The following is a 22,659-nucleotide window of genomic DNA, read 5'->3' on the forward strand; positions in this document are numbered from 1 at the left end:
AAAGCAGGCAATTGAGGTCCGTGGCAATGGCCATGCACTGACGGGCACGAAACAGAGAGGATGAGGATGCATCAACAAAATTCCGATTTTGCACGGCGGATCGCGGCCCGCTCCATGACTAGGCGGGATTTTATGTGGCTGGCCACGGTGGGGACTGCGGGGGCCGCGGCGGGGTGCGCCGCGAATCCGGTCACGGGACAGCAGCAGTTGATGTTTCTGTCCGAGGCCAATGAGATTGCCTTGGACAAGGAGCATTCGCCGCATCAGTTTTCCGCGGACTACGGAGCGATTCAGGACGTGCGGCTGAGCCAGTACATCACCACCGTGGGGGAGAGCATGGAGGGCTTCACCCATCGTCCGCGCATGCCGTACTCGTATCGGTGCGTGAACGCGACCTACGTCAATGCCTACACCTTCCCCGGGGGCAGCATGGCCACCACCCGGGGGATCATGCTGGAGATGCAGGATGAGGCGGAGTTGGCCGGGTTGCTGGGCCACGAGATGGGCCATGTCAACGCCCGACATACGGCGGCGCGGATGTCGACGGGCATCCTGACCAGTGTGGTCCTCCTGGGCGCTTCGGCGGCCCTGGCGTCCCAAGGCGAAACCTGGGGAGCCGTTGCCGCCGGTTTGGGTGGGGTGGCCGCCGGGGCGCTGTTGGCTCATTACAGCCGCAACGACGAGCGTCAGGCGGACAGTTTGGGCATGGAATACATGACGAAATCCGGATACAGTCCGGAAGGCATGGTCGGCCTGATGGACGTGTTGCGCAAGATGCAGAAGAACAATCCCTCGGCCATTGAGATGATGTTCTCCACCCATCCCATGAGCGAGGAACGCTACCAGACCGCGGTCCGGGAGGCCGGAAGCACATATGGTCACGCCCGAACCCGGCCTCTGTATCGGGAACGCTACATGGACCACACCGCCGGGCTGCGCCGGATCAAGGGGGCCATCGAGAAAATGCAGGAAGGGGAAAAGCAGATGCGCCGGGAGCAATTCCCCCAGGCCGAAACCGCGCTGGACGACGCCTTGCGTCAGGCTCCGGAGGATTACGCCGGATTGATGCTGATGGCCAAGTGTCAACTGGCCATGGACCGGCCCCAGCGGGCGGAGTTCTTTTCGGACAAGGCCCGGAACATCTATCCCGCCGAAGCCCAGGCCCACCATGTCAGCGGCGTGGCCAAGCTCAAACTGGACCAGTTCGAAGCCGCCTACGATCAGTTTGATCGCTATGAAAAACTGCTTCCCGGCAACCCGAACACGGTCTTTCTCAAGGGAATCTCCCTGGAAGCCATGGGGCGTCGCAATCAAGCCGCCCAGGAGTACCAGCGTTTCCTCGGCACCGTCCGCCAGGGAGAACAAGCCGAGTACGCCCACGCCCGCTTGGTGGAGTGGGGCGTTATCGCGCCTTGAGCATTTGCTCCGATCGTCGCCGGAAAGGTGAATCACGGCCTCTTTTTTGCATTTTCAAGGCAGGCTGAATTTTTTGACCACCTTTATTGGCGACAAGGAAGGAGCAAGAACATGAAGATCGACGGGAGTGATAGTGCATTTGCCGGCCATGACTACTTGAAGGCCCTTCAGGATAAAATTCAAGATCTCAAGCGCGGTGTCGAGCCTCGAACAGCCGGGGATAAGACGAGTATTCATCTGCGCCACGCCTTTACGGGAACGAGCGAAGAGGTCTCCTCCGGCGATGCCCGGCAAAGTCTCGAACAGATCAGACATGCCGGGCAGGGCGCTCAGTTGGGGAGCCTGCATGCCAATCTGAACATGGACCGGGTCCGGGAACTGCTCAGTCCCGTGGGGTGAGCTTTTTCGCTCCGGCTTTCTTTTTTTTCGCGGACCAATCGGCTCCGCGTCCTTCAATCTGTCCGCCGTTTTTTTTCAGGCTCCTTGCCCACGGGTTGACGCCGCCGCCTGAAGTATTATCTGTAGGCCTCTTTTTGCAGTGTGGCAGACCCCAAAAATCCCAAGCAAGGTGAAGGAGAACGGATATGAACGTGGACGTATCGCAAGGCCCTGGTGAAACCAGGGAGTTTCAGGCCGAGGTCAAGAAGATCCTCGATATCGTGATCAACTCGCTGTACACGGAGCGGGAAATCTTCCTTCGGGAACTGATTTCCAACTCCGCGGACGCTTTGGAGCGGTATCGGCATCAAAGCTTGACCGACCCGGGGGCGGACCCGGATTTGCCCCTGGAAATCCGGATCGCGGTGGACAAGGATGCCAAGACCCTGTCTATCACGGATACCGGCATCGGCATGGATCGCGGCGAGTTGGAAGCCAACCTGGGGACCATCGCCCACTCCGGAACCAAGACCTTCCTTTCTCAACTGGCCGAGGGGACCAAGGACGTCAACCTGATCGGCCAGTTCGGCGTCGGATTCTACGCGGCCTTCATGGTCGCGGGCAAAGTCCGGGTGACCTCACGCTCCTTTCGTCAGGACGATACGGGCCATGTCTGGGAGTCCGACGGCGGCGGGGCCTACACCATTACCGCTACATCCGGGTTGCCGCGGGGCACATCCATTGTCCTGGAACTCAAGGAGGACGCATCCGAATTCGCGGACCCGGAGCGGATCAAGCGGATCATCAAGCAGTACTCCAGCTTCGTGCCTTTTCCCATCCTGATGGACGGCGAGGCCGTGAACACGGTCCAGGCCCTGTGGACCAAGAGCAAAAGCGAAATAACGGACGAAGAGTACACGGAATTTTACAAGTTCATCGGCAACGCCTTTGACGATCCGCTACTCCGGCTGCATTTCGACACCGACGCCCCCCTGGCCATCAAGGCCCTGCTGTTCGTGCCCAAGGACAACTTCGAGAAGTACGGCCTGGGACGCACCGAGCCCGGGGTGAACCTGTACTGCCAGCGCGTGCTCATCGAGCAGCATTCCAAGACCATCCTTCCGGAATGGCTGCGCTTTCTCAAGGGCGTGATCGACTCCGAAGACCTGCCCCTGAACATTTCCCGCCAGGCTCTGCAAGACAGCTCCCTGGTTCGCAAGATCAATTCCGTGGTCACCAAGCGCTTCCTGAAGCACCTGGAAGAGACGGTCAAGAACCAGCCCGAGACCTACGAGACATTTTGGCGTGATTTCGGCTACTTCCTGAAGGAAGGCGTGGTCAGCGACTTCGGCCATCGGGAAGCCCTGGGCAAGCTATTGCGCTTCGAGTCCTCCACCACGGAGCCCGGCAAGCAGACGTCCCTGGTCGACTACCTGGGCCGGATGAAGATCGCCCAGAAGGAAATCTTCTACATCCACGGCTCCAACCGTGAAGCCATCGAAGCCGGCCCGTACATCGAGGCCTTCCGCAAGCGCGATCTGGAAGTGATCTACACCATGGACCCCATCGACGACTTCGTGATGGGTCATCTTGCGGAGTTCGAGGGCAAGAAGCTGGTCTCAGCGGACCGGGGGGACATCGAGCTTCCGGAGCTGGACGAGGACCAGAAGGATCAAAAAGACCAGCCGGAAGCCGAGAAGGAGATGGACAAGGCCCAGGCCACGGATCTGGCCGCCTGGATGAAGGGCGTGCTCGGCGACCGGGTCAAGGAGGTCAAGGAGTCCAAGCGCCTGGAAGGCAGCCCGGCCATGATCGTTAATCCGGACGCGCACATGACCAGTTCCATGGAACGGATCATGCGCGCCGCCGGCCGTCAAGGCGACCTGCCCATCTCGGCCAAAGACCTGGAAATCAACGCCCGCCATCCTCTGATCAAGGGCCTGGCCGCCCTGCGCCAGACCGACGAACCCTTTGCCCGCACCGTGGCCGAACAAATCCTGGACAACGCCATGGTCCAGGCCGGCCTGCTTATCGAGCCCAGAAACATGGTGGACCGGACGTATCGGATTCTGGAGCGGGCGGTAGGTGGAGCAGGGGAGGCTTCTGGACAGGTTGAGCCGGGTTCCTGATTATCATCTGTATTTCTGGATCGCATGAAATCTATGAGGATAGTGACCTTTGCATGGAGATCGTCGTGACGTAAGGGCGGACCTCTGTGTCCGCCCTTACGGGTGGACGACACCCTGCCGGTTTCATTGTGTCCCAGTCCATAATGGGCACCCAAACAGTAATGGGCGCACACACAGGTGCGCCCCTACGTGACAAATCAGATAACGATGGAACCCCTGGAGGATCACCTCCAGGGGCTTTTTTTGGTCTTCTCGATTTCTTCTTTGCCTCGCCTCACCAAAACAAACAGGCCGGAAGCATCTCGCTTCCGGCCTGTCCAGGCTGCGGTCATTTCAACCCGTTATCTCTTCATTCGGATCACTTCATCCAGCATCGTGTCGACGGTGGTGATGGTCTTGCTGTTGGCCTGGAAGCCTTTCTGGGTGCTGATCATCTTCACGAATTCCGTGGCCAGGTCAACGTTGGAGAGTTCCAGGGTATTGGAGGACACAGTCCCCAAGTTTCCGGTACCGGCAATTCCCGTTAATGGAGGCCCCGAGGAACCCGTTTCCGCGAAGAGATTGCCGCCTTCGCGGTTCAACCCCCATACGTTATTGAAGTTGTTAATGGTCAGTGCATACAGATCAAGGACTTGTCCATTGGAGTAACGTCCTGTCAGGACGCCTTCCCGGTTGATGGAAATGTTCTGCAAAAATCCAGCAGTGTAGCCGTCTTGTGTTTGATATAATGTTGTTGATGCGTTGTTGTAAGCTGTCGTGGAGAGAGCACTTCTTTCCCAATCAGCAATATCTCCCGCAAAAGCTCCTGGAGCGTAAGCCGCGACATCTCCAACGAATCTTGTTCCAAGTGTGAATTCAATATTTTGAGGTTCTCCAAGAAAATTTACAGCAAATGTTGGATAGCCATTTCGTGAAATAAAATATGGATCGCCATTTCCATCTTCTGTCTCGAGAGTTGGGTCTGCTCGCATATTGATAATCTCTCCAGCAGGATTAAACAGAAGATCTCCTGTCATTAACAATCCAGTGCCATTTTCTTGATCATCTTCAGGTGGAATTGTTACAATAAATTGCCATATCGTATTTGGCTCGTTTGCGATGACATCCGGATCATCATCCGGCCTTTTATCAAAATATACGGTTACATTATGAGCACCGCCATTTGCATCATAAATTTTCATTGTTGTTTGGTATTCATACTGCTGGTTCGCCAAGTTCCCTGGGTCAGCGTTCCATGCCGCTTCGAGATCGTCGACCCTGGACCTGGCGGCGGAGTCAAGGTTGACCACGGCATTAATAGTGGATGTAGGAGATGGTGGGGATTGAAAATTATCTAATTGAATGTCTCTGGGCACACCCTGAATATTGACGCGTCGAGCACCAATACCTTCACCATCCACGGCATCGACCAATGGGTCGACCGCTTGTCGGGCAATTTGCCAGCCTTGAACCCTGTAACCATGAGGATCGACGAGAAAGCCGTCCTTGTCAAAACGAAAGTTTCCGGCTCGGGTGTAGTAATTTATGTCGTCACCAGGAGGGCTGACGGTGAAAAAACCATTTCCGGTTATGGCCACGTCCGTGGATTCATTGGTGGTTTCGAGGGAGCCTTGGCTGAAGTCGCCCAGGATGGCACCGACCGCGACACCTCGTCCAACCTGTCCCACTCCGTTGGCCACGCCGACATACTGGCTCATGAAGTCCTCAAAATGCATGCGAGACCCTTTGAACCCGATGGTACTCACGTTGGCGATATTGTTGCCGATCACCCCCATTTTCTGGCCATGCCCCTTGAGGCCGCTGACTCCCGTCCACATTGATGCGGTGAGACTCATGAATGTGCTCCTTGTATAGCCCTTTCGCGCTCCGAAAGAGGCGAGGGGATGAAGTGAATTACTGGATTAGACTGTTCAAGAGGTCTTCGGTGGAGGCTGAGCCGCCGAATAATCCGTTGAGGTTCGCAAGATTTCCCGTAATATTTTGGAGTTCCGACGCCAGCGCGTTCCCTTGGGCCACCCCTCCGCCGACGACTTCCTTGACATCCTTGATGTTGACTTTTCGTCCGTCCTGAAGGCGGAGAAAGGTTTGATCACCATCGTTGACGACCGCGGTGACCACTCCACTTGTTTTGGTGGAAACCATCAACGGCTCTCCATGCTTGCCTTCCGCGGCCATTAAAATGCTGTACACTCCGTCGGGCAGCGGATTGCCGGAGTGGTCCCGGCCATCCCAGACAAATTCGTGCTCTCCGGGCATTCGTCCGGGTAAGGAGATGGTACGGACGATGTTGCCGAAGGAGTCGAAGATGTTCATGTGCAGCTTTTCAGCCACGTCCGGTAGCGTGTAGGTGAAGGAGCTGACGGAGTCCCCGTCCTTGCTGATGCTTCTCCCTTCCGCTCGGATTTGCTTGCCGATGAAATTGACCGCGTTGAGTGTTTCCTGGCGGGCAAAGGATTCCTTGAAGCCTTCAATGGACTGGGAAATGTTGCTCAATTGCTCAAGGCTGGAAAACTGGGCCAACTGAGCGACAAATTCCTTGTCATCCAGAGGATTGAGAGGGTCTTGATTGGCAAGCTGCGTGGTCAACAGGCGCAAAAAGGCATCTCTGTCCAGTCCGCTTTTATCGCCTGTCCTCGGGTCCGGTGGAGCGAAGTCTCGTTCTGCTCGGCCGACCAGATTGCTGGCGTGAGGGGTGACGTATGGGCTTGTCGACATGATCTTTCTCCCGGAAAGAGGAAAATTTTGCTAGGCGATCAGGTTGATGCCGCCTTCTCGGGATGGGTTTTGCAAAACTGATGCCTGTTCCGAGGCGTCCTGGCCTCCGGCTCCGTTGTTTTTCAACAGGCCTCGGCCCAGAGCGGCCCGTTGGGTGTTGGCACCTTGTTCCTGGAATTTTTGGCCATCAGAACCCTGCCAAAGCTGGGTGAACTGGTTCTGGTCCTGCAACTGGGTCGAAACTTCCAGGCGCGTGACCCGCAGGCCCTGGGACTCCAGGGACTGGCGGAGCAAAGGCATGTTTTCAGCGATGATCTGACGGGCTTCCTGGTTTTCCGCGCGGAGCACGGCCTGGACTTCCTTGCCCACCACTCTCAGGTTCACGGTCAAACTACCCAGGTCCGCCGGGTGAAGCTGCAAGGTCAGTTGTTGGCGGCCCTGACCCATGTTCTGGAGCAGCCCGGAATGGACTTGATTCAAAACGGCCCGGTGCGGAGCTGGGGCGTTGGCCAGGACTCTGCGGGCCGCGGCCTCGGTATTGGTGGCCGCGGTGGTCTGGCACATGATGGATCGGGAGTCGGGCCCGGCGTCCTTGAGCAGGCTTCCGGATGCCTCCCCGCTGCCCTGGACGCTGACCTTGTTCCAGAAGGATTCCCAGCTCTGGGCGGACTGGTTCGTGGCATTCTGGGCATTGGGGTTTTGCCACTGTCCTCCTTGATTGGCGTTGCGATCCATCATGCCGGGATTTTTGCCGTCTCTTTCAGAACCCATGGTTTTGAGTACGTTGGCGGCTTCGGTCATGGACATCCGGTGGGCGTTGGGGCCGTTGTCCGCGGCCTGCATCCGAAGATCCCGATTTTCAGAAACGGCCATAAGCCTCTGGATTTCCGTCAGCAGTCGAGTTTTGTCCTGATCCGTTCCGGCTGCGGCCTCCTTGATCATGCTGAGGATCTTTTTCAGTTCTTCCGGAGTCAGCTCTTTATCCGTGGCTTGCTGGATGATTTGATCAAGATTCGGAGACGATCCGCCACCGTTCTGTTTCAGAGCGTTTTGGAATGCGGCCAGGGTTTCCGGGTTCAACTTCAGTTCGCCCTTGGCTGCGGCATCCGAGACACGTTGCAGCACGTCGGCGTTTTCCCGGAGAGCCTTTTGCACCATGGAGCGCAGTTCCGGCGTCATTTCCATCCCGACTTTTTTCATGGCCTCGGCAATAGCTCGCATGGCGTCCACGGATTTCGGGTCCACATTCTTGAAGCTATCTTCGCTCAACCCAAAGAATTTTCCCAGGGAGAAATCAGCGGTTCCGGAGGCTTTGTTGCCACCTAGAAGGCCCAGGGCTTGCAACAAGGCCTGGATTTCCGACGGCGTGAAGGAAAATCTCTCTTCGCCTGTCAGACTGGAAAGCAGTTCCGCGACGCGTTTGAAGACCGCGTCCAGTTTGTTGTCTTGAATATCCTGAGCCAGACTCAGGGCGTCGTCCGGAGTGAAGCCGATTTTTTCCAGTAGACTTACCAGATTCTTTTCCTGCTCCGGGGTGAGCTTGAGCGGTTCACGCAAAACTTCCAGGACTTGTCGCCAAGTAACGGCTTCATTGGAATCGAAGAGATCCTCGAGTCGATCCAAGCTCTCCTCGTCCACGCCCATTTTTTCAAGCTTGCGGCGCAACGCGGCAAAATCTTCCCTGTTCATGGGTTGGTCCATTTGGCGGGAAGAAAGCGCGGGATCCTGGTGTACGGACTTGGGCGGCTCAGGATCGTCTCGCCAATCGTCGTTTCGAAAATATTCCGGAGGTGTTGAATTCGGCAAAGGAGGATGGAAGAAAACATCGTCTCGCTTGTCGCGTAGAAAGGCTCCGAAAACGTCATTGAAATTTCCGTTTCCGAGGTTGAACAGCGGCTCGTCCCGCGTGAATCCAGAGTCGGTCGAGGAACTGGTCTGGGCTGAGAAAGAGGGAAAAATCTGCATGGTCTTTTCTCCTTGCCCGCGTATCTTTCAAGAGTCGTTCCAATATCCTCGCTTCAGGCGGTATTGGGGGCGTTCCAAGTCGCCCTTGTCCGCGACGGCCTGTTGCGATAGGAGACAAGGTCATGTCTTCGCCACGGACGACTTCTCTGAAGCCTCCTCAAAAAATATTTCAGGCAAGCTCTCAGGCTCTTCCTCGGTATTCGAGCCGTATGTACCTGCAACTCGCCCCGGACGGTATCTCCCTGCTGAAATTTTTGCTGGAGGCCGAGGACAATCTGGCCTATCTGAGTACGGTGAGCTCGCACACGGCCGTGGTCAAAATGGTTTTCGCCCCTGGCCGGGAGCGGGAAGTTCAGGACTTTTTGGAAACGGCGCGACATAGCGTGGCGTTTCGCGAGATGGTTACGTTTCAGGGCGAGGAAGGGCTGAAGGAATCAAGAGAGCATACGGAGGAACGGGATGCGCAATGAACAACGTCGCCATATGGCGACGCCATGGATGGCCGTGCTCCTGGTCGCGGCCTGGTTGAGTCTGGGGATGGGCGGGCTTGGCGACGCGGATGTGATCACCAAGATTCCCAAGCCGGAACGGTCTTTTCTGGTGGAATTGGTGGACGCCGACGACGTATCCTTCGCCTTGCGCGACTTTTCCATGAACGGCCTGACCATGCTTCCGGTCGCGGCGGGAAAGGCGGATATCAGTCTGGATTTCGCTGAAATCATGGAAGTCCGGATGTATCTCCAGGACGACCGAGTCCTGGCCAGGGTTTTGTTTCGGGATCAAACCACCCGAGAGTTCATCATTGAGCCGGACCTAGCGTTCTATGGATTGACGGATTGGGGGAAATTGAAGATCAAGGCTGAGTATATCCGGCGAGTCACGTTTTTGGGCCGGGCGGATCAGCCCCTGCCCGTCGGAACGAGGGCGGACTGATCCCCGATTTTCATTCTTCCAGGTTGAAAAACGTCCGTGCCGTGTCCCCGCAGGCCGTCCAGACCTCCTGGATCGGCTGGCCGCGAAGTTCCGCGACGACCTGGGCCGTATAGCAGAGATAAGCCGGTTCGTTGCGCTTGCCTCGAAAGGGATGCGGGGTCAGGAACGGGCAGTCCGTTTCCAGGACCATCCGGGACAGTGGAATGTGAGGGATTGCCTGACGCAGAGCCGTGCTCTTGGGAAAGGTGACCGGGCCGGGGATGGAGATGTGCCAGCCGTGAGCCAGGACTTGGTCCGCCAGTTCCCGGCCCTGGCCGAAACAATGCCAGAGCAGGGGACGGTCTTTGAAACCCATCTCCAACAGGATGGCCAAGGTTTCCGGCTCGGCCTCGCGGCTGTGGACGATCACGGGCAGGTCCAGTTCCCTGGCTAGGGCCAACTGGTCCTGGAATGCCTGGATCTGGACGTCCCTGGGGCTGCGGTCCCAGTAGAAGTCCAGTCCGATTTCGCCCAGAGCGCGGAGTCCTTTGTCCTTGCCCTTATCCTGATTTTGGGCGAACAGCTCGGCCATGTCCGCCAGGACGTCCGGCGTGACCGTGGTCGCCTCGTGCGGGTGGATGCCCAGAGTGAAGAACATTCCGACAATGGCGGACAATCGTGGCTGATGGGTCCGGTATGCCTCAGGCGACAGAAAGATGTTCCCGAACCAGGTAACTCCGGCCGCACGGGCCCGGTCCAGGACTTGGTCCAGGTCCTCGGAGAACTCCGGAAAGTCCAAGTGAGCATGGGTTTCCACGCCCACGGGGGGTAGGCCGAACGTCTCCGGCAAGGGGATGTTTTTTTTTGACGACATGTGGTGCTCCTCCTTCGGGCGTGGAAACTACGGCAGGCCGTGCCGGTTTGTCACGCGTCACCGACCGTCAGTCACCATCAATCAGCAACGCGATGACCCTACGCACCTGCATCACGCCTGAAGGCACATTCCGGCTCGGCATCCATCGGCCTTCCTACACCGTGGCCAATTTGCGGACCGAAGACCATCTCGAAGCCTTGGGACAGACCAAAACCGGCGAGAAGGTTGATAACCGGCGCAATTTTCCGGACGAAGACATCCAGGTGGACTGGGCCTCCGTAATCTACGAAATCCCCAACGCCTTCCCATTCCAGGGGGCGACCTACGTCGATTCCTCTTGGGCCGACGCCAAAGCACTGGACCCGCTTTCCATCTCGCTTCCCGCGCCGGAAAAGACGTCCATGCATCGTGCGCTGGACTCCATCCTCGACGCCGCGGGGAGCAAGGCCTCGTCAGTGGACAAAGCCGCGCTCTTCGCGGCCCTGCCCGAATCCGTGCTGTCGGCCCTGGCCGTCGCGTCCACGGACCCCGAGGATCTGCGAATCATCGCGGCCCTGTCCTGCGATCTGCTGTTTGACGATGCGGATGATCCTTCGAGGGCCATAGCCACTGGTTTACGCTACGCCAAGGACGCGGATGGCCGATTTCGTCCGGTGATCCATCGTCACGATCTGTTCGAGGCCGTGGTGAACAATCCCCGGCTGCCGGACGCCTATAAAGTCGCCATGGTCTTGCGGCCCGGAGTCCAGGGCGGCAGCGAGGTGGTGGGGGATGTCCGCTCCGATCCGGACGGCCGGACGCACGTGTTCGAGTATCTGCGCCGGAACAGCTACATTCCCTGGGGCCATTTCGCCGCGAACATGGCCCACGACGCCGTGCGGTACGGCATTCGCGAACTGGACGCCGAAGACATGTTCGGTCTGCGTCATTTGTATTATCAGCGGACCTACGTCCGGCTGGCGGAACAGTGCGGGCTGACAACGCCCCGGCGACGGCGTTTGACCGGGGAAGAGTTGGAAAAGCTGCGGATTATGGTCCTGGAGTATATCCGCAAAGCCGCGACCCGCGGCGAGGAGCTTGCCTACAGCGCCACCCTCTGGGGCTGGAACTTCGGGTTCGACTTCGCGCCCAGCGGCTACCGACTCCATGCGTCTCACCAGCAGGTGCATCAGCAATACGCCCTGATTCCTGGAGCGCTGCCGCACACCCAAGCGACTGAGGGAGGCACGTTTCGGCCCTTTGCCTGCGGCGATCTCGTGGCCGACGCCGTGGAGCGCTATCGGGCCGACACCGGCCAGGGGCTGTTCACGGACTACCTGCGGGCCATCCGGGCCAATCGACGCACCGACGGTCGCCCGGGAGAAGCGGATCTGGTGGTCCATGAAGACGATCAGGTGCTGCTCTTCGTGCCCAAGGCCCAGGCTTGCGGATTTGAGCTGCAATTGATGCCGATTGGCCCGGTGGGCAACGTGCTGGAGGCGGACGCGGTCTGTCGCACGGCGCTGGACCGGGCCATGCTCAAGGCCCAGCGAGCCCTGGAAGGCTTGGGCGCGCGGATGGTCACCAGCATCGAGTATTCCCGCCGACTGGACTCCGGCGACCCGGACCAGCGGCTGCTGTACGCCTTTCTGCCCAAATTGCCCTATGCCCCCGGCGGATTCAGCGAGGCCCAGTCCCGGTGCATCGTCGGACACTATCCCGAGGATTTTGCTTTGGCCTGCCGCAAGGTTCTGGCCAAGGACATGTGAGCGACTGGTGTTTATGCCACCCATTTCCTCGTCACAGCCGATTACATTCACGCTATCCGGTGTCCGGCGCGGTTTCCAGAACTGCCTGCCCCTGGGCTTTAGCGTGTTCGCCTACGGCCTGGTCTTCGGCATCCTGGCCGTGCAGGCCGGGATGAGCACGGCGCAGGCCGGGGCCATGAGCCTGACCACTTTTGCCGGTGCGTCCCAGCTGATGGTCCTGGAATTCTGGGGCCCGGTCCTGCCGTTTTTTGGGATCGTGCTGACCACGTTCATCGTCAATCTGCGCCACGTGCTCATGGGCGCGGCCCTCAGGGACTGGCTGATCGCTCTTCCCCCGTGGAAGGCTTATGGTTCGTTGTTCTTCATGACCGACGAATCCTGGGCCCTGTCCATGCGGGAAATGGGTTCCGGAGGGCGGGACGCGGCGTTTCTGCTCGGCGCGGGACTGTGCATCTACGTGTTCTGGTTCTCGGCCACGATTCTGGGCGCATCCAGCGGATTCTTCCTCGGAACGGCCATGAGCGACCCGGCCCGTTGGGGCCTGGATTTCGCCTTCACCGCCGTGTTCATCAGCTTGCTGATTTTTTTCTGGAAAGGACGCCAGGATCTGCCGGTCTGGCTGGTGGCCGCCGCCGCGGCTTGGCTGGGCTGGGCCTTGCTGCCGGGTAAATGGTACATCCTTTGCGGCGGTCTGGCCGGGGGCCTGTACGGAGCATGGCGACATGGACGCTGATCTCACCCTCGCGGCTTTGGCGGGCCTTTCCGGGCCGATGGCGATGGAGGGGATGTTCGGAGGCGTGTTCTGGGTTCTGCTGGGCATGGCCGCGGCGACCTACCTCACCCGGGCGGCCGGACTGTTCCTGATCAGCCGGGTCTCGCCCACGCCGCGAGTGGAGGCCTTTCTCCGGCATGTCCCAGCCTCGATCCTGGTGGCCATCGTCGTCCCCAACCTGGTTCAAGGTGGCCCCGCGGAACGGGCTGCCGCCGGGGTCACTGCCCTGGTGGCCATCCTGACCCGCAACCTGATAGCCGCCCTGTTCGCCGGCGTCCTGGCCGTGGTCGTGTTGCGCGGAGTGATATAATGACCACTATCCCCACCCTTACCGCGACCTGGCATGACCGTATTGCCGACATTGATCCCGATGCCTGGAACAGGCTGTGTTCCGGTCGGGATGTTCCTTTTTTGCGCTGGGAGTGGCTGCATCTGCTGGAAGCGTCCGACAGCGTCGGTTCCGGGAACGGCTGGCAGCCGTGTCACCTGACCATCCACGACCAGGGTCGAATGATCGGGGCCGCGCCGCTGTACCTCAAAGCCCACAGCGACGGGGAGTTCGTCTTTGATCATGCCTGGGCCCATCTGGCGGCGAGCATGCGGGTACGCTACTACCCCAAGCTGGTGGGCATGAGTCCGTTCAGTCCGGTCACGGCCTACAGATTTCTGATGGCCGAGAATGTGAATCAGGCCAAGCTGAGCGCGGCCATGATTCTGGAAATCGAGAACTATTGTCGGCGACGCGGAGTGTCCGGGTGCGGATTTCATTTCGTTACCACCAACTGGGGACGGATTCCCGAAAGTATGGGCTACAAGGTCTGGGTGCATCAGGGTTTCGTCTGGCTGAATCCTGGGTTCACCTCCTTTGACGAGTATTTGGCCGGGCTGAAGGCCAACCAGCGGCGCAACGTACGTCGGGAGCGCGACCGTCTGGTCCGACGTGGGATCACCACTCAATGCCTGTTCGGTCGGGAGATTCCGGGGTCGTATTTCGCTCTGATGTACGAGTTGTACGCTCGGCACAACGAGCGGTTCGGGCAGTGGAGCTGCAAGTTTTTGACCCCGACCTTTTTTCAGGGACTCCGGACGGTTTTTCGGGACAACCTGCTGCTCATCGCGGCCTTTGAACCGGATGAACCGACCCCCATGGCCATGTCGCTGCTCATTACAGCCGGAGACCGGCTCTACGGGAGGTATTGGGGCACGTGGCGGGACGAAGAGTTTCTGCATTTCGAGCTGTGCTACTACAAGCCCATGGAATGGATGATCCAGAAAGGAATCAGGCTCTTTGATCCGGGCATGGGTGGAGTGCACAAGGCGCTGCGCGGATTCGTCTCCGCGCCCAACTACAGCCTGCACAAGTTTTTCGATCCCCGGCTGCACGGGGTGATGGAGTCCACGATTTCTGAGTACAACCAGATGGAAATGCGGGACATCGCTGCCCTGAACAGCATCCTACCCTACAAGCGGCGAGGGTGATGGGGGAGCATCTATTGTAATCCAATGGCCGCGTTTACATTTTGATCATAACAGATTAGGAGAGGGCGCTGCATGTTGTCCATTATGCCTTTCTATCTCTTCTTTGTTCCGCTGACCATTTTCTTCGCGATCGTCGTCATAATCGCTTCTTTTTTCGACCGTAGCGGAAACCTTTCAAACCGGATCAGCATTATCTGGGGCGGGCTGGTTTGTCGGCTGGCCGGGGTCACGGTGCATGTGGACCACGGTGATTTCGATCCGGACGGAAAGTACATCCTGATGATCAATCACCAGAGCTGGTTCGACATTCCGGTATTGCTGGTGGCCTTGAGAGGGCATCAGTTTCGGTTCGTGGCCAAGGAAAGTCTGTTTCGCATCCCCTTTTTTGGTCAGGCCATGTCTCGTATCGGGTACATCGGCATCGACCGGGAGAATCCTCGCCGCGGGATCAAGAGCATTCAGGAAGCCATCGCCAAATCCGAGAACGTCTCCATCCTTATTTTTCCTGAAGGGTCCCGTTTCGAAAAGCTTGGAAACTTCAAAATCGGGCCGATGATCCTGGCCATCAAAAGCGGACGCCCCGTGTTGCCGGTGTTGATCTCCGGGACCTACGCCGTGCTCCCGAAAGACTCATGGCGCATCCGACCGGGTTCCGTCGCGGTTCGGTTCTTTCCCGCCCATGACATCCAAGACGCCTACACGCTCAAGGAGCGTGAACGACTTAAAGAGGACTTGTGGAAAATCATGCACGCGCACTCCAAGGAGACTGACGAATGGTTGGACAAGAAACGTCCGTGACCCTGACCCCGCTGGGAGGGTTGGGAGAAATTGGGATGAACTGCATGCTGCTGGAGTCCGCCGGCGGTATGATCATCATCGATTGCGGACTGATGTTTCCCAGTGATTTTCATTATGGCGTGGACGTCCTGATCCCGCGCTTCGAAACCATCCTGGCCCGGAAGGACAAGCTCCGGGGCATCGTCCTGACCCACGGCCACGAGGACCATATCGGGGCCTTGCCTTGGCTTTTGCCCTACGTGGACGCACCGGTGTTCAGTTCCGAGTTCACCCTGGCCTTGCTGGAGAACAAGCTGCGTGAGCACAACCTAAACAAATACGTGGATTTTCGACGGGTGAACAGAAATGACTCCGTGGAGTTGGGGCCGTTCACCGTGCATTTTTTCCAGGTCTGCCACTCCATCATCAACGGTTACGGTCTGGGCATCGAAACCCCCGTGGGCCGGTTCGTGCACAGCGGTGACTTCAAGATCGACCCCACGCCCATGGACGACCAGTTCACCGACTTGGAAGCCTTTGCCAAGTTCTCTGAACCCGGCGTACATCTGCTGCTTTCCGACTCCACGAACATCGAACGGGAAGGAGCGACCCTGACCGAACTGGAGATCAAGGGCGCACTGGAACGGGTCTTCCGTCAAACCGAAGGCCGGATCATCATCACCCTGTTTTCCAGCCATATCCAGCGGATACAAGAGGTTTTCGACTTGGCGGCCTTGACCGGAAGAAAGGTCGCGGTCAGCGGCCGCAGCCTGCTGAACAATATCGCCTTGGCCAAGGATCTCGGGTACCTGCGCTTAGCTCCGGACGCTCTCTGCTCCTTGGAAGACATCGGAGATTTTCGTGACGACCAGTTGGTTTTGTTGGTCACCGGCTCCCAGGGGGAACCCTTGTCCGTGCTCAGTCGCATCGCCCAGGGAGAGCATCGTCAGATCAGCATTCGTCGGGGAGACCTGGTCCTGATGTCCTCGCGGATCATCCCGGGCAACACCAAGGCCATTTCGCGGCTGATCAACAACCTGTACCGTCTGGGCGCGGAAGTGCTTTACGAAAAGGTCCAGGGCATCCACGCCTCGGGTCACGCCCACCGAGACGAACTGACCACCATGCTGGGCACGGTCAAGCCCAAGTTTTTTGTGCCCATTCACGGTGAATACCGCCACCTGGTCAAGCATTGCCAGTTGGCCCGGGAGTGCGGAGTGGCCCCGGAACGAGCCATTGTCCTGGACAACGGACAACCATTGACCTTTTTCGAGCGAGGGATACGCTTCGATGATCGCATCCGGGTGGATTCGACCCTGGTGGACGGAAAGGGCGTCGGCGACGTGGGCGCCAGCGTGCTCAAGGAGCGCAAACTGCTGGCCGAGGAAGGCCTGGTGGTGGTGCACGTGGTCATCGATCAGGAGACGGGACATATTCTGGTTGGCCCGGAATTGATCTCCAAGGGGTTTGTCTTCGAACAGCAGTTCGAGCACGTCCTGGACGATTCCAAGTGCCTGATCCTGGACGTGTTCGAGTCCAATCCCAAGGCCTCACCCAAAAAAAACGCGGAACGCATCCGCGTGGTCCTGCGCAATTTTTTCCGCAAGGTCCTTCATCGCGACCCCGTGGTTTTACCGGTGGTGGTGGGAGTGTGAGGGGCGAACCCAAAAACGGGAGTTTTTTATGCGTGTCGTGCGAGTACAGTATGCGGGAAAGACCTTTTACGCCACCTTGGAACCGGACCATGTGCTCTGCCTGAACAAGGACATTGGCTTGAACGATCCGATCCCCCTGGACCAGGTTGTCTTGCTGCCTCCGGTCGCGCCCAGCAAAATCATCTGCGCGGCTTTAAACTACCATGCCCACGCCGAGGAGATGGGGAAAACCGTGCCCGAGGAGCCGGTGTTGTTCTTCAAGCCGCCGTCTTCGATCATCGGGGCGTGGCAGGCCATCGTGCTGCCGTTGCAATCCTCGCGGGTGGACTATGAAGGCGAGTTGGCCGTGGTCATCGGCAAGCCGTGCCGCCGAGTCTGCGTGGCCGAGGCCTCGGAGTACATTTTCGGCTACACTTGCGCCAATGACGTCACGGCCCGGGATCTGCAAGCCAAGGACGGTCTGTACGGCCGGGCCAAGGGTTTCGACACCTTCGGCCCCATCGGGCCATGGATCGAGACCGAGGTTCCGGATCCAACCGCGTTAACCCTGATCACCCGGGTCAACGGCGAGGTCCGCCAGGAAGGAAGTACCGGCGACATGATCTTCAGCGCCTGGGAACTGCTCAGCTTCGCTTCCAGCGTGATGACCTTGCTGCCCGGAGACGTGATCCTGACCGGAACGCCTCCCGGGATCGGACCGATGCGGCCGGGCGACGAAGTCCAGGTGGAAATCTCCGAGGTGGCCTTGCTGACCAACACCGTGACAGCGGAACAGGTCCAGGATTCGGAGTTTACGGTCATTCAATAATTTTGATTGGGTAGGGGAGTCGAACAGTGGGGTTTCTTTCCGCGAGCACGGGACTGACTAGGTATCGTCTGCCGGACGAGGTCGGGGACGAGGTGCTTTCCAATGTCCAACTCAGGCTGAAACGCTTTGCCTTCGTCGACATTGACCAGAGCATGGAGGAGCGATCCTTCGGTTGGGTCTGCTTCGACGACCTGTTAGACGCGGAGTGGGCCACGGCTGGTCCGGAAAAAGGACCTTACTTGGTCTTTTCCCTGCGCCTGGACACCCGGCGCGTCCCTCCGGCGGTGTTCAAGAAGCACTTTATGATCGCCCTGCGGGAGCGGGTGGCCCAGTTGGCCGCTGATGGCAAGAAGTTTCTGAGCAAGGACCAGAAAACAGAACTGCGCGATCAGGTCCGGCAACGCCTCCTGATGCGCAGTCTGCCCATCCCGGCGGTGTTCGACGTGGTCTGGAGCGTGCGGGACAACCGGGTGTATCTGGCCACCACCAACACCAAAGTCCGTGCATTGTTCGAGGAACTCTTCGCCAAAACCTTCGAGGTCGAACTTGAAGCACTGACCCCTGTCGTCCTGGGGCTGGAGCTTTTGGGCGAGGCGGCGGAAGGGCGTCTGACCGGGTTTGAAGGGTCGATGTTTGTTCCGATCCGAAAAGTCGTTGGAGAAACCCTCGGTCAAACCGTCATGCGGAGTGAAAGTGACGACATAGGCGAAAAATCCGATGGATATGAAAAGGACGCCTCATGAGCCTGGAGACCGTAAAAGCCAAGGATCTGGCCCTGGGCCAGGAATTTCTGACCTGGATCTGGTTTCGTAGCGAACGGAGTAACGGCCAATGGCGGACCACGGACGGCATCCCCTTCGGCCTGACCTTCGAGGGTCGGGTCATGGTTCAAAGCGGGGAGGGCGAGTACCTTGAAACCGCCGTGAGCAGCGGCCCCGGTGCGGAGTTGCACGAAGCCAAGAGCGGCCTGTTGCGCGGTAAAAAGGTGCATCAGGCCAAGCTGCGCATGGAAGAGGACGGTCACGGCTGGCACGTCACGGTAAAGGCCGAAGATTTTTCCACGGCGGGCTTCAAGACGCCCAAGGTCGATTTTCGTCTGGAAGAAGGCCAGGATCCGGACGGACCGTTTCTGGAAAAGATGTACCTGCTAGAGCGAGCCTTGTTCTTTTTTGACCAGATGTTTTTTAATTTTTTGAAATTGCGGTTTTCCTCCGAATGGAACGACGAATTGAACGCCGTTCGCCGGTGGGTCGACGCGACCACCGGCCCCACCCTGTAACCCCCAACCAGCCGTTGCCCAAACGACCTTGCACAGGAGCACACCGTATGTCCGATTCCCAGATGGAACAGAGCTTTGCCGAGATGTTCGAGGCCTCTGAAATGGAAATGAAGCCCGATCTGCGCGTGGGCGACCGGATCAAAGGCCGGGTCATCACCGTCAGCGAAGAGATGGTCTACGTTGACACCGGAACCAAAAGCGACGGTGTGATCGAGAAACAGGAACTCCTGGACAAGGACGGCGTTTTCGCGTTGCGGGAAGGCGATGAGGTTGAGTTGTTCGTGGTGGCCGTCCAAGGCGGCCAGATCCGTCTGGCCAAGGCCCTGAGCGGGGAAGGGGGCCTGGAACAGTTGCGGCAGGCCATGGAAGAAGGCATTCCGGTGGAAGGCAAAATCAAGGAAACTTGCAAGGGCGGGTTCCGGGTCCGCATTCTGGACAAGACGGCCTTTTGTCCGCTCAGTCAGGTGGATCGCCGTCCGGTGGATGATCCGGAAGCCCTGGTGGGCGAAAGCATGAGCTTTCTGATCACCAAAGTCGAGGAGCGCGGACGAAATATCGTGGTGTCCCGCCGGGCGCTTTTGGATCGGGAATTGGTCGAGACCTTGGCCGAATTCCTGGAAAAAGCCTCGGTCGGGGATCTGCTCCAGGGCACGGTTTCCCGGTTGGCCCCTTTCGGTGCGTTCGTGGAACTGGCTCCGAGTCTGGAAGGGCTGGTGCATGTCTCCGAACTGGGCTGGTCCCGCAACGTTTCTCCGGAAGACGTAGTGGCCGTTGGCGACCAAGTCACGGTCAAACTGCTCAAGGTCGATGACCAGGGCAAGGGAATCCGCCTGGAGTTGTCCATGAAACAGGCCATGGAAGACCCATGGAGCCGGTTGGCCGACGAGGTCCAGGTGGGGGCCAAGCTGAGCGGACGGGTGACCAACCTGGCACCGTTCGGGGCGTTCATGGAAATCGCTCCCGGAATCGAAGGCCTCGTGCATGTTAGCGAGATGAGCTACCTAAAACGGGTGCACAAGCCCGGAGACATGGTGGCCGTTGGCGATAGCGTCTCGGTGATGATCAAGTCCATTGATCCGCAAACCCGGCGCATTGCCCTGTCCATGCGCGACGCAGAGGGCGATCCCTGGGATGGAGTGGCCGAACGGTTCAAGAAAGGCCAAGTGGTTCAGGGAACCATGGAAAAGCGGGAAAAGTTCGGCATGTTCGTTCGCCTGGAGCCCGGCATCGTGGGCCTATTGCCCAATTCTCGCCTGGAACGCGCCGAGGACGAGGCCTACGCCAAGGCCAAGCCCGGAGAAGTGCTACCGGTGGTCGTCGATGTCGTGGACGGGGACAAGCGCCGTATCTCCCTGGCCCTGCCCGGAGTGGAACAGAACGAGGACTGGCGCGGCCACACGGCCCAGGAAACGGCTCCCATGGGGTCCCTGGGCGAGCAGCTGAAAAAAGCCATGGAGAAAAGGGAAGAATGATGGGGAGTTGGGGAGGGCGGTAGGTGCGGTTCGTGAACCGCCTCTACATGTGCGGGCGCTTCTTTCTGAAAAATTACCCTATGCCGGCAGGACGACTTCGAAGACACACCCATGTGGGGTGTTGGGATGAACCCTGATCGTGCCCTGGTGCTCTCCGACGATGGACTTGGCGATGGTCAAGCCCAGGCCGGTGCCGCCTTTCTTACGGGAAAAGTAGGGCTCGAAAATATTTTGCATGTCGTCGGCTTGGCTCAGGCCGGGACCGTTGTCCCGGAACTCGACGAGTACCGACTGATTTTCCGGATCGTGATTGAGGCGGATTCGCACTTCCGGGTGCTCCTGGTCTTCCAGGGCTTCAACGGCGTTGGTCAGCAGGTTTATCCAGACCCGGCGCAGGGCTTCGGGGTCGAAGCGCACCGGGGGGATCGGGCCGTCCACGTCCAGGGTCCACTTGATGCGCACATGGCTGTTGCGGAACATGTCCACGATTTCCTCCAGGTGTGGCTCCAGGGCGTTGTCGAAGGGCCGGACTTCCGGGAGCTTGGCGAAGGAGGAAAATTCCTGGACCATGCGCTGAAGGTGCTCCACTTGGCGGATGATGATTTTGGTGCACTGATTGAAGACGGTTCGGTCGTCCACCTGAGCTGCGAACTTCCGCTCCAACCGTTGGGCTGAAAGCTTGATGGGCGTCAGCGGGTTTTTGATTTCATGGGCAATCCGGCGGGCCACGTCCTTCCAGGCGGCCAAGCGCTGCATCTTTTCCAGTTCCGTGACATCCTCGAACACAGCGATGACCCCGCCCTGATCCTGCAAGTGGACGATGTTCACCAGTAGCTTGATTTCCCTGGACCCCATGCGCAAATCCAACTGCCGCTGCCATTTGGCACGGGGATGGACGTGCAGGTGTTTGATCACCCCCTGGAGCATTCCCAGATAATCCTGATGCAGGAACTGGCTGGGCGTTTTTCCCAGAATTTGTCGGGAATCGAAATTCAGGATCGCCTCCGCGGCCTTGTTCACCGTGGTCACCCGTCCGTCCGGGCCAATGGAGACCACTCCGGAAGTGATGTTGTCCAGCACCGCCTCCATGTACTGGCCCCTGGTCTCCAGTTCCCGGTTTTGATCTTCCAGGCGGACGTTGGCCTGGGTCAGTTTCGCCCGGCCGGATTCCAGATCCCGGACCATGTGGTTGAAGGACTGGACCAACATTCCCAGTTCGTCTTTGGAGTCGTCCTGGAGGCGGAATGCCAAGTCCCCCTCGGCGATGCGCTGGGTACCCAAGGCTAGGGCCTGGACCGGAGCGGAGAGTTCCTTGGCCAGACGAAAGCCGAACCAGATCGAGGCCAGGATAATCAGCAAGGTGATCAAACCCAGGACCAGGTAGAGCGTGACCTTCAAAGGGTACTTCAGGGTTTGCAGTTTTTTGTACTCGTCTACGCCCCGGACGATCTGGCGCAACTTGAACAACAGTCCCTCACCCAGACTGTCGCCCAGGACCAGATAGCCGGTTTTTCCCCCGTCCACCGGCAGCACCCCCACGACCAGATCGGACCTGGGTCCGGGGTGGATGGCGGAAAGAATCCGCGGGGATTCCAGTAGGGACTCCAGGTTCAGTTCCGTGCGGACGCTAGACCAAGCCGCGGCCCAATCCTCGTTGGCGTGCCAGTTCTGCTCGGTTAGCCCCGGAGAAAGGACGCCAGTCAACCCGAGTCCATATTCCAGACGTTTTTCGTCCAGAAAAGCGTGCATGGGCCGTCCGCCCCAGGTAAACTGCCGCTCTCGGATATGGTTGACCAGAAAATCACCGCGCTGCTCCAGACGTTCCTGGGCCGAGGAGTAGAAGGATTGCCCGACGGTCAAGGCTTGTTCCAGGGATTTTTCCATCTGGCCTTCGAACCAGAAGTCAACGGACGTGCGCACGAAAATCAGGGAAATCAGAAACAACAGGACCGTGGGGACCAGGGAGAGGGAGACGAAAGCTAGAACCAGCCTGGTGCGTAGCCGGACTCCGATGACCTTGCGTCGTCGCTCCAAAATGAGCTTGACCACGTTTCTGGCCACCAGAAACAGGACTACCAGCAATAGGATGAAGTTCAGGTTGTACAGGGCGAAAAAGACGTAGGAGTCCACCCGCAGGAAGATGAGCTGCACCCAGACCAGCACGACCACGGCGATAAAGCCGAACAGCGCCAAGTACAGCTCACGCTGTCGGCGTTTGCGTTGGACGCTGTCCGGAACGCTGATCTTGATCGGGTCGGGGAAGGGCGAAGGTTCGGGCAT

General features: G+C 58.6%; 20 protein-coding genes. 15 read left to right on the forward strand and 5 right to left on the reverse strand.

Annotated elements, in window-relative coordinates; genetic code table 11:
- Positions 1-66 precede the first annotated feature (66 nt).
- From C6366_RS01730 to htpG, 3 genes are all read left to right on the forward strand, one after another.
- A complete protein-coding gene (locus tag C6366_RS01730; RefSeq protein ID WP_107735627.1) occupies positions 67-1,416 on the forward strand; it encodes a M48 family metalloprotease in 1,350 nt (449 codons plus the stop codon).
- 111 nt (positions 1,417-1,527) lie between these two features.
- A complete protein-coding gene (locus tag C6366_RS01735) occupies positions 1,528-1,815 on the forward strand; it encodes a hypothetical protein (RefSeq protein ID WP_107735628.1) in 288 nt (95 codons plus the stop codon).
- 185 nt (positions 1,816-2,000) lie between these two features.
- Positions 2,001-3,923, forward strand: coding sequence for a molecular chaperone HtpG (gene htpG, locus C6366_RS01740; protein WP_107735629.1), 1,923 nt, complete (start codon positions 2,001-2,003; stop codon positions 3,921-3,923).
- Positions 3,924-4,264: 341 nt separating this feature from the next.
- Here htpG and C6366_RS01745 read toward each other — a convergent pair whose 3' ends face one another.
- Genes C6366_RS01745 through C6366_RS01755 form a run of 3 tightly spaced genes read right to left on the reverse strand, consistent with a single transcriptional unit; the run spans position 4,265 to position 8,603 of the window.
- Positions 4,265-5,758, reverse strand: coding sequence for a flagellar hook protein FlgE (locus C6366_RS01745; RefSeq protein ID WP_107735630.1), 1,494 nt, complete (start codon positions 5,756-5,758; stop codon positions 4,265-4,267).
- Positions 5,759-5,816: 58 nt separating this feature from the next.
- Positions 5,817-6,638: a flagellar hook assembly protein FlgD gene (locus C6366_RS01750; protein WP_107735631.1), complete on the reverse strand. Its 822-nt coding sequence runs from the start codon at positions 6,636-6,638 to the stop codon at positions 5,817-5,819.
- Between the two features lie 30 nt (positions 6,639-6,668).
- Positions 6,669-8,603: a flagellar hook-length control protein FliK gene (locus tag C6366_RS01755; protein WP_107735632.1), complete on the reverse strand. Its 1,935-nt coding sequence runs from the start codon at positions 8,601-8,603 to the stop codon at positions 6,669-6,671.
- Between the two features lie 209 nt (positions 8,604-8,812).
- On the opposite strand from C6366_RS01755, the gene C6366_RS01760 reads away from it, so the two are divergent.
- Complete coding sequence (locus C6366_RS01760) at positions 8,813-9,073, forward strand: DUF4911 domain-containing protein (protein WP_158269598.1); 261 nt, start codon at positions 8,813-8,815, stop codon at positions 9,071-9,073.
- Entirely contained in the window at positions 9,063-9,536 is a 474-nt protein-coding gene (locus C6366_RS01765) for a hypothetical protein (RefSeq protein WP_107735634.1), read from the forward strand. Before C6366_RS01760 ends, C6366_RS01765 begins: the two co-directional genes overlap by 11 nt.
- A gap of 10 nt (positions 9,537-9,546) precedes the next feature.
- Here C6366_RS01765 and C6366_RS01770 read toward each other — a convergent pair whose 3' ends face one another.
- Positions 9,547-10,389, reverse strand: a complete 843-nt coding sequence (locus tag C6366_RS01770) for a TatD family hydrolase (protein ID WP_107735635.1) — start codon at positions 10,387-10,389, stop codon at positions 9,547-9,549.
- 92 nt (positions 10,390-10,481) lie between these two features.
- Between C6366_RS01770 and C6366_RS01775 the strand changes: the two genes are divergently transcribed.
- From C6366_RS01775 to C6366_RS01820, 10 genes are all read left to right on the forward strand, one after another.
- Complete coding sequence (locus tag C6366_RS01775; RefSeq protein WP_107735636.1) at positions 10,482-12,137, forward strand: hypothetical protein; 1,656 nt, start codon at positions 10,482-10,484, stop codon at positions 12,135-12,137.
- Positions 12,138-12,150: 13 nt separating this feature from the next.
- A complete protein-coding gene (locus tag C6366_RS01780; RefSeq protein ID WP_107735637.1) occupies positions 12,151-12,870 on the forward strand; it encodes an AzlC family ABC transporter permease in 720 nt (239 codons plus the stop codon).
- On the forward strand, positions 12,860-13,219 hold the full coding sequence (locus C6366_RS01785; protein ID WP_233248358.1) for an AzlD family protein: 360 nt from the start codon (positions 12,860-12,862) through the stop codon (positions 13,217-13,219). Before C6366_RS01780 ends, C6366_RS01785 begins: the two co-directional genes overlap by 11 nt.
- On the forward strand, positions 13,219-14,388 hold the full coding sequence (locus tag C6366_RS01790) for a GNAT family N-acetyltransferase (RefSeq protein WP_107735638.1): 1,170 nt from the start codon (positions 13,219-13,221) through the stop codon (positions 14,386-14,388). The genes C6366_RS01785 and C6366_RS01790 overlap by 1 nt, the downstream gene beginning before the upstream one ends.
- A gap of 72 nt (positions 14,389-14,460) precedes the next feature.
- Positions 14,461-15,186: a 1-acyl-sn-glycerol-3-phosphate acyltransferase gene (locus tag C6366_RS01795; protein WP_107735639.1), complete on the forward strand. Its 726-nt coding sequence runs from the start codon at positions 14,461-14,463 to the stop codon at positions 15,184-15,186.
- Positions 15,162-16,820, forward strand: coding sequence for a ribonuclease J (locus C6366_RS01800; RefSeq protein ID WP_107735640.1), 1,659 nt, complete (start codon positions 15,162-15,164; stop codon positions 16,818-16,820). Before C6366_RS01795 ends, C6366_RS01800 begins: the two co-directional genes overlap by 25 nt.
- Before the next feature lie 28 nt (positions 16,821-16,848).
- Positions 16,849-17,628 (forward strand): fumarylacetoacetate hydrolase family protein, encoded by a 780-nt coding sequence (locus C6366_RS01805; protein WP_107735641.1) that lies wholly within the window; start codon positions 16,849-16,851, stop codon positions 17,626-17,628.
- Between the two features lie 26 nt (positions 17,629-17,654).
- Positions 17,655-18,371, forward strand: coding sequence for a recombination-associated protein RdgC (rdgC, locus tag C6366_RS01810; protein ID WP_107735642.1), 717 nt, complete (start codon positions 17,655-17,657; stop codon positions 18,369-18,371).
- Positions 18,368-18,907 carry a hypothetical protein gene (locus tag C6366_RS01815; protein ID WP_107735643.1) on the forward strand — a complete coding sequence of 180 codons (540 nt, stop codon included), beginning with the start codon at positions 18,368-18,370 and terminating at the stop codon, positions 18,905-18,907. Before rdgC ends, C6366_RS01815 begins: the two co-directional genes overlap by 4 nt.
- A 47-nt stretch (positions 18,908-18,954) precedes the next feature.
- Positions 18,955-20,379: a 30S ribosomal protein S1 gene (locus C6366_RS01820; protein ID WP_233248359.1), complete on the forward strand. Its 1,425-nt coding sequence runs from the start codon at positions 18,955-18,957 to the stop codon at positions 20,377-20,379.
- Between the two features lie 78 nt (positions 20,380-20,457).
- On the opposite strand, the gene C6366_RS01825 is transcribed toward C6366_RS01820, so the two are convergent.
- Entirely contained in the window at positions 20,458-22,659 is a 2,202-nt protein-coding gene (locus tag C6366_RS01825) for an ATP-binding protein (protein WP_107735644.1), read from the reverse strand.

The organism is Desulfonatronum sp. SC1, from assembly GCF_003046795.1.
Lineage (GTDB): Bacteria > Desulfobacterota > Desulfovibrionia > Desulfovibrionales > Desulfonatronaceae > Desulfonatronum.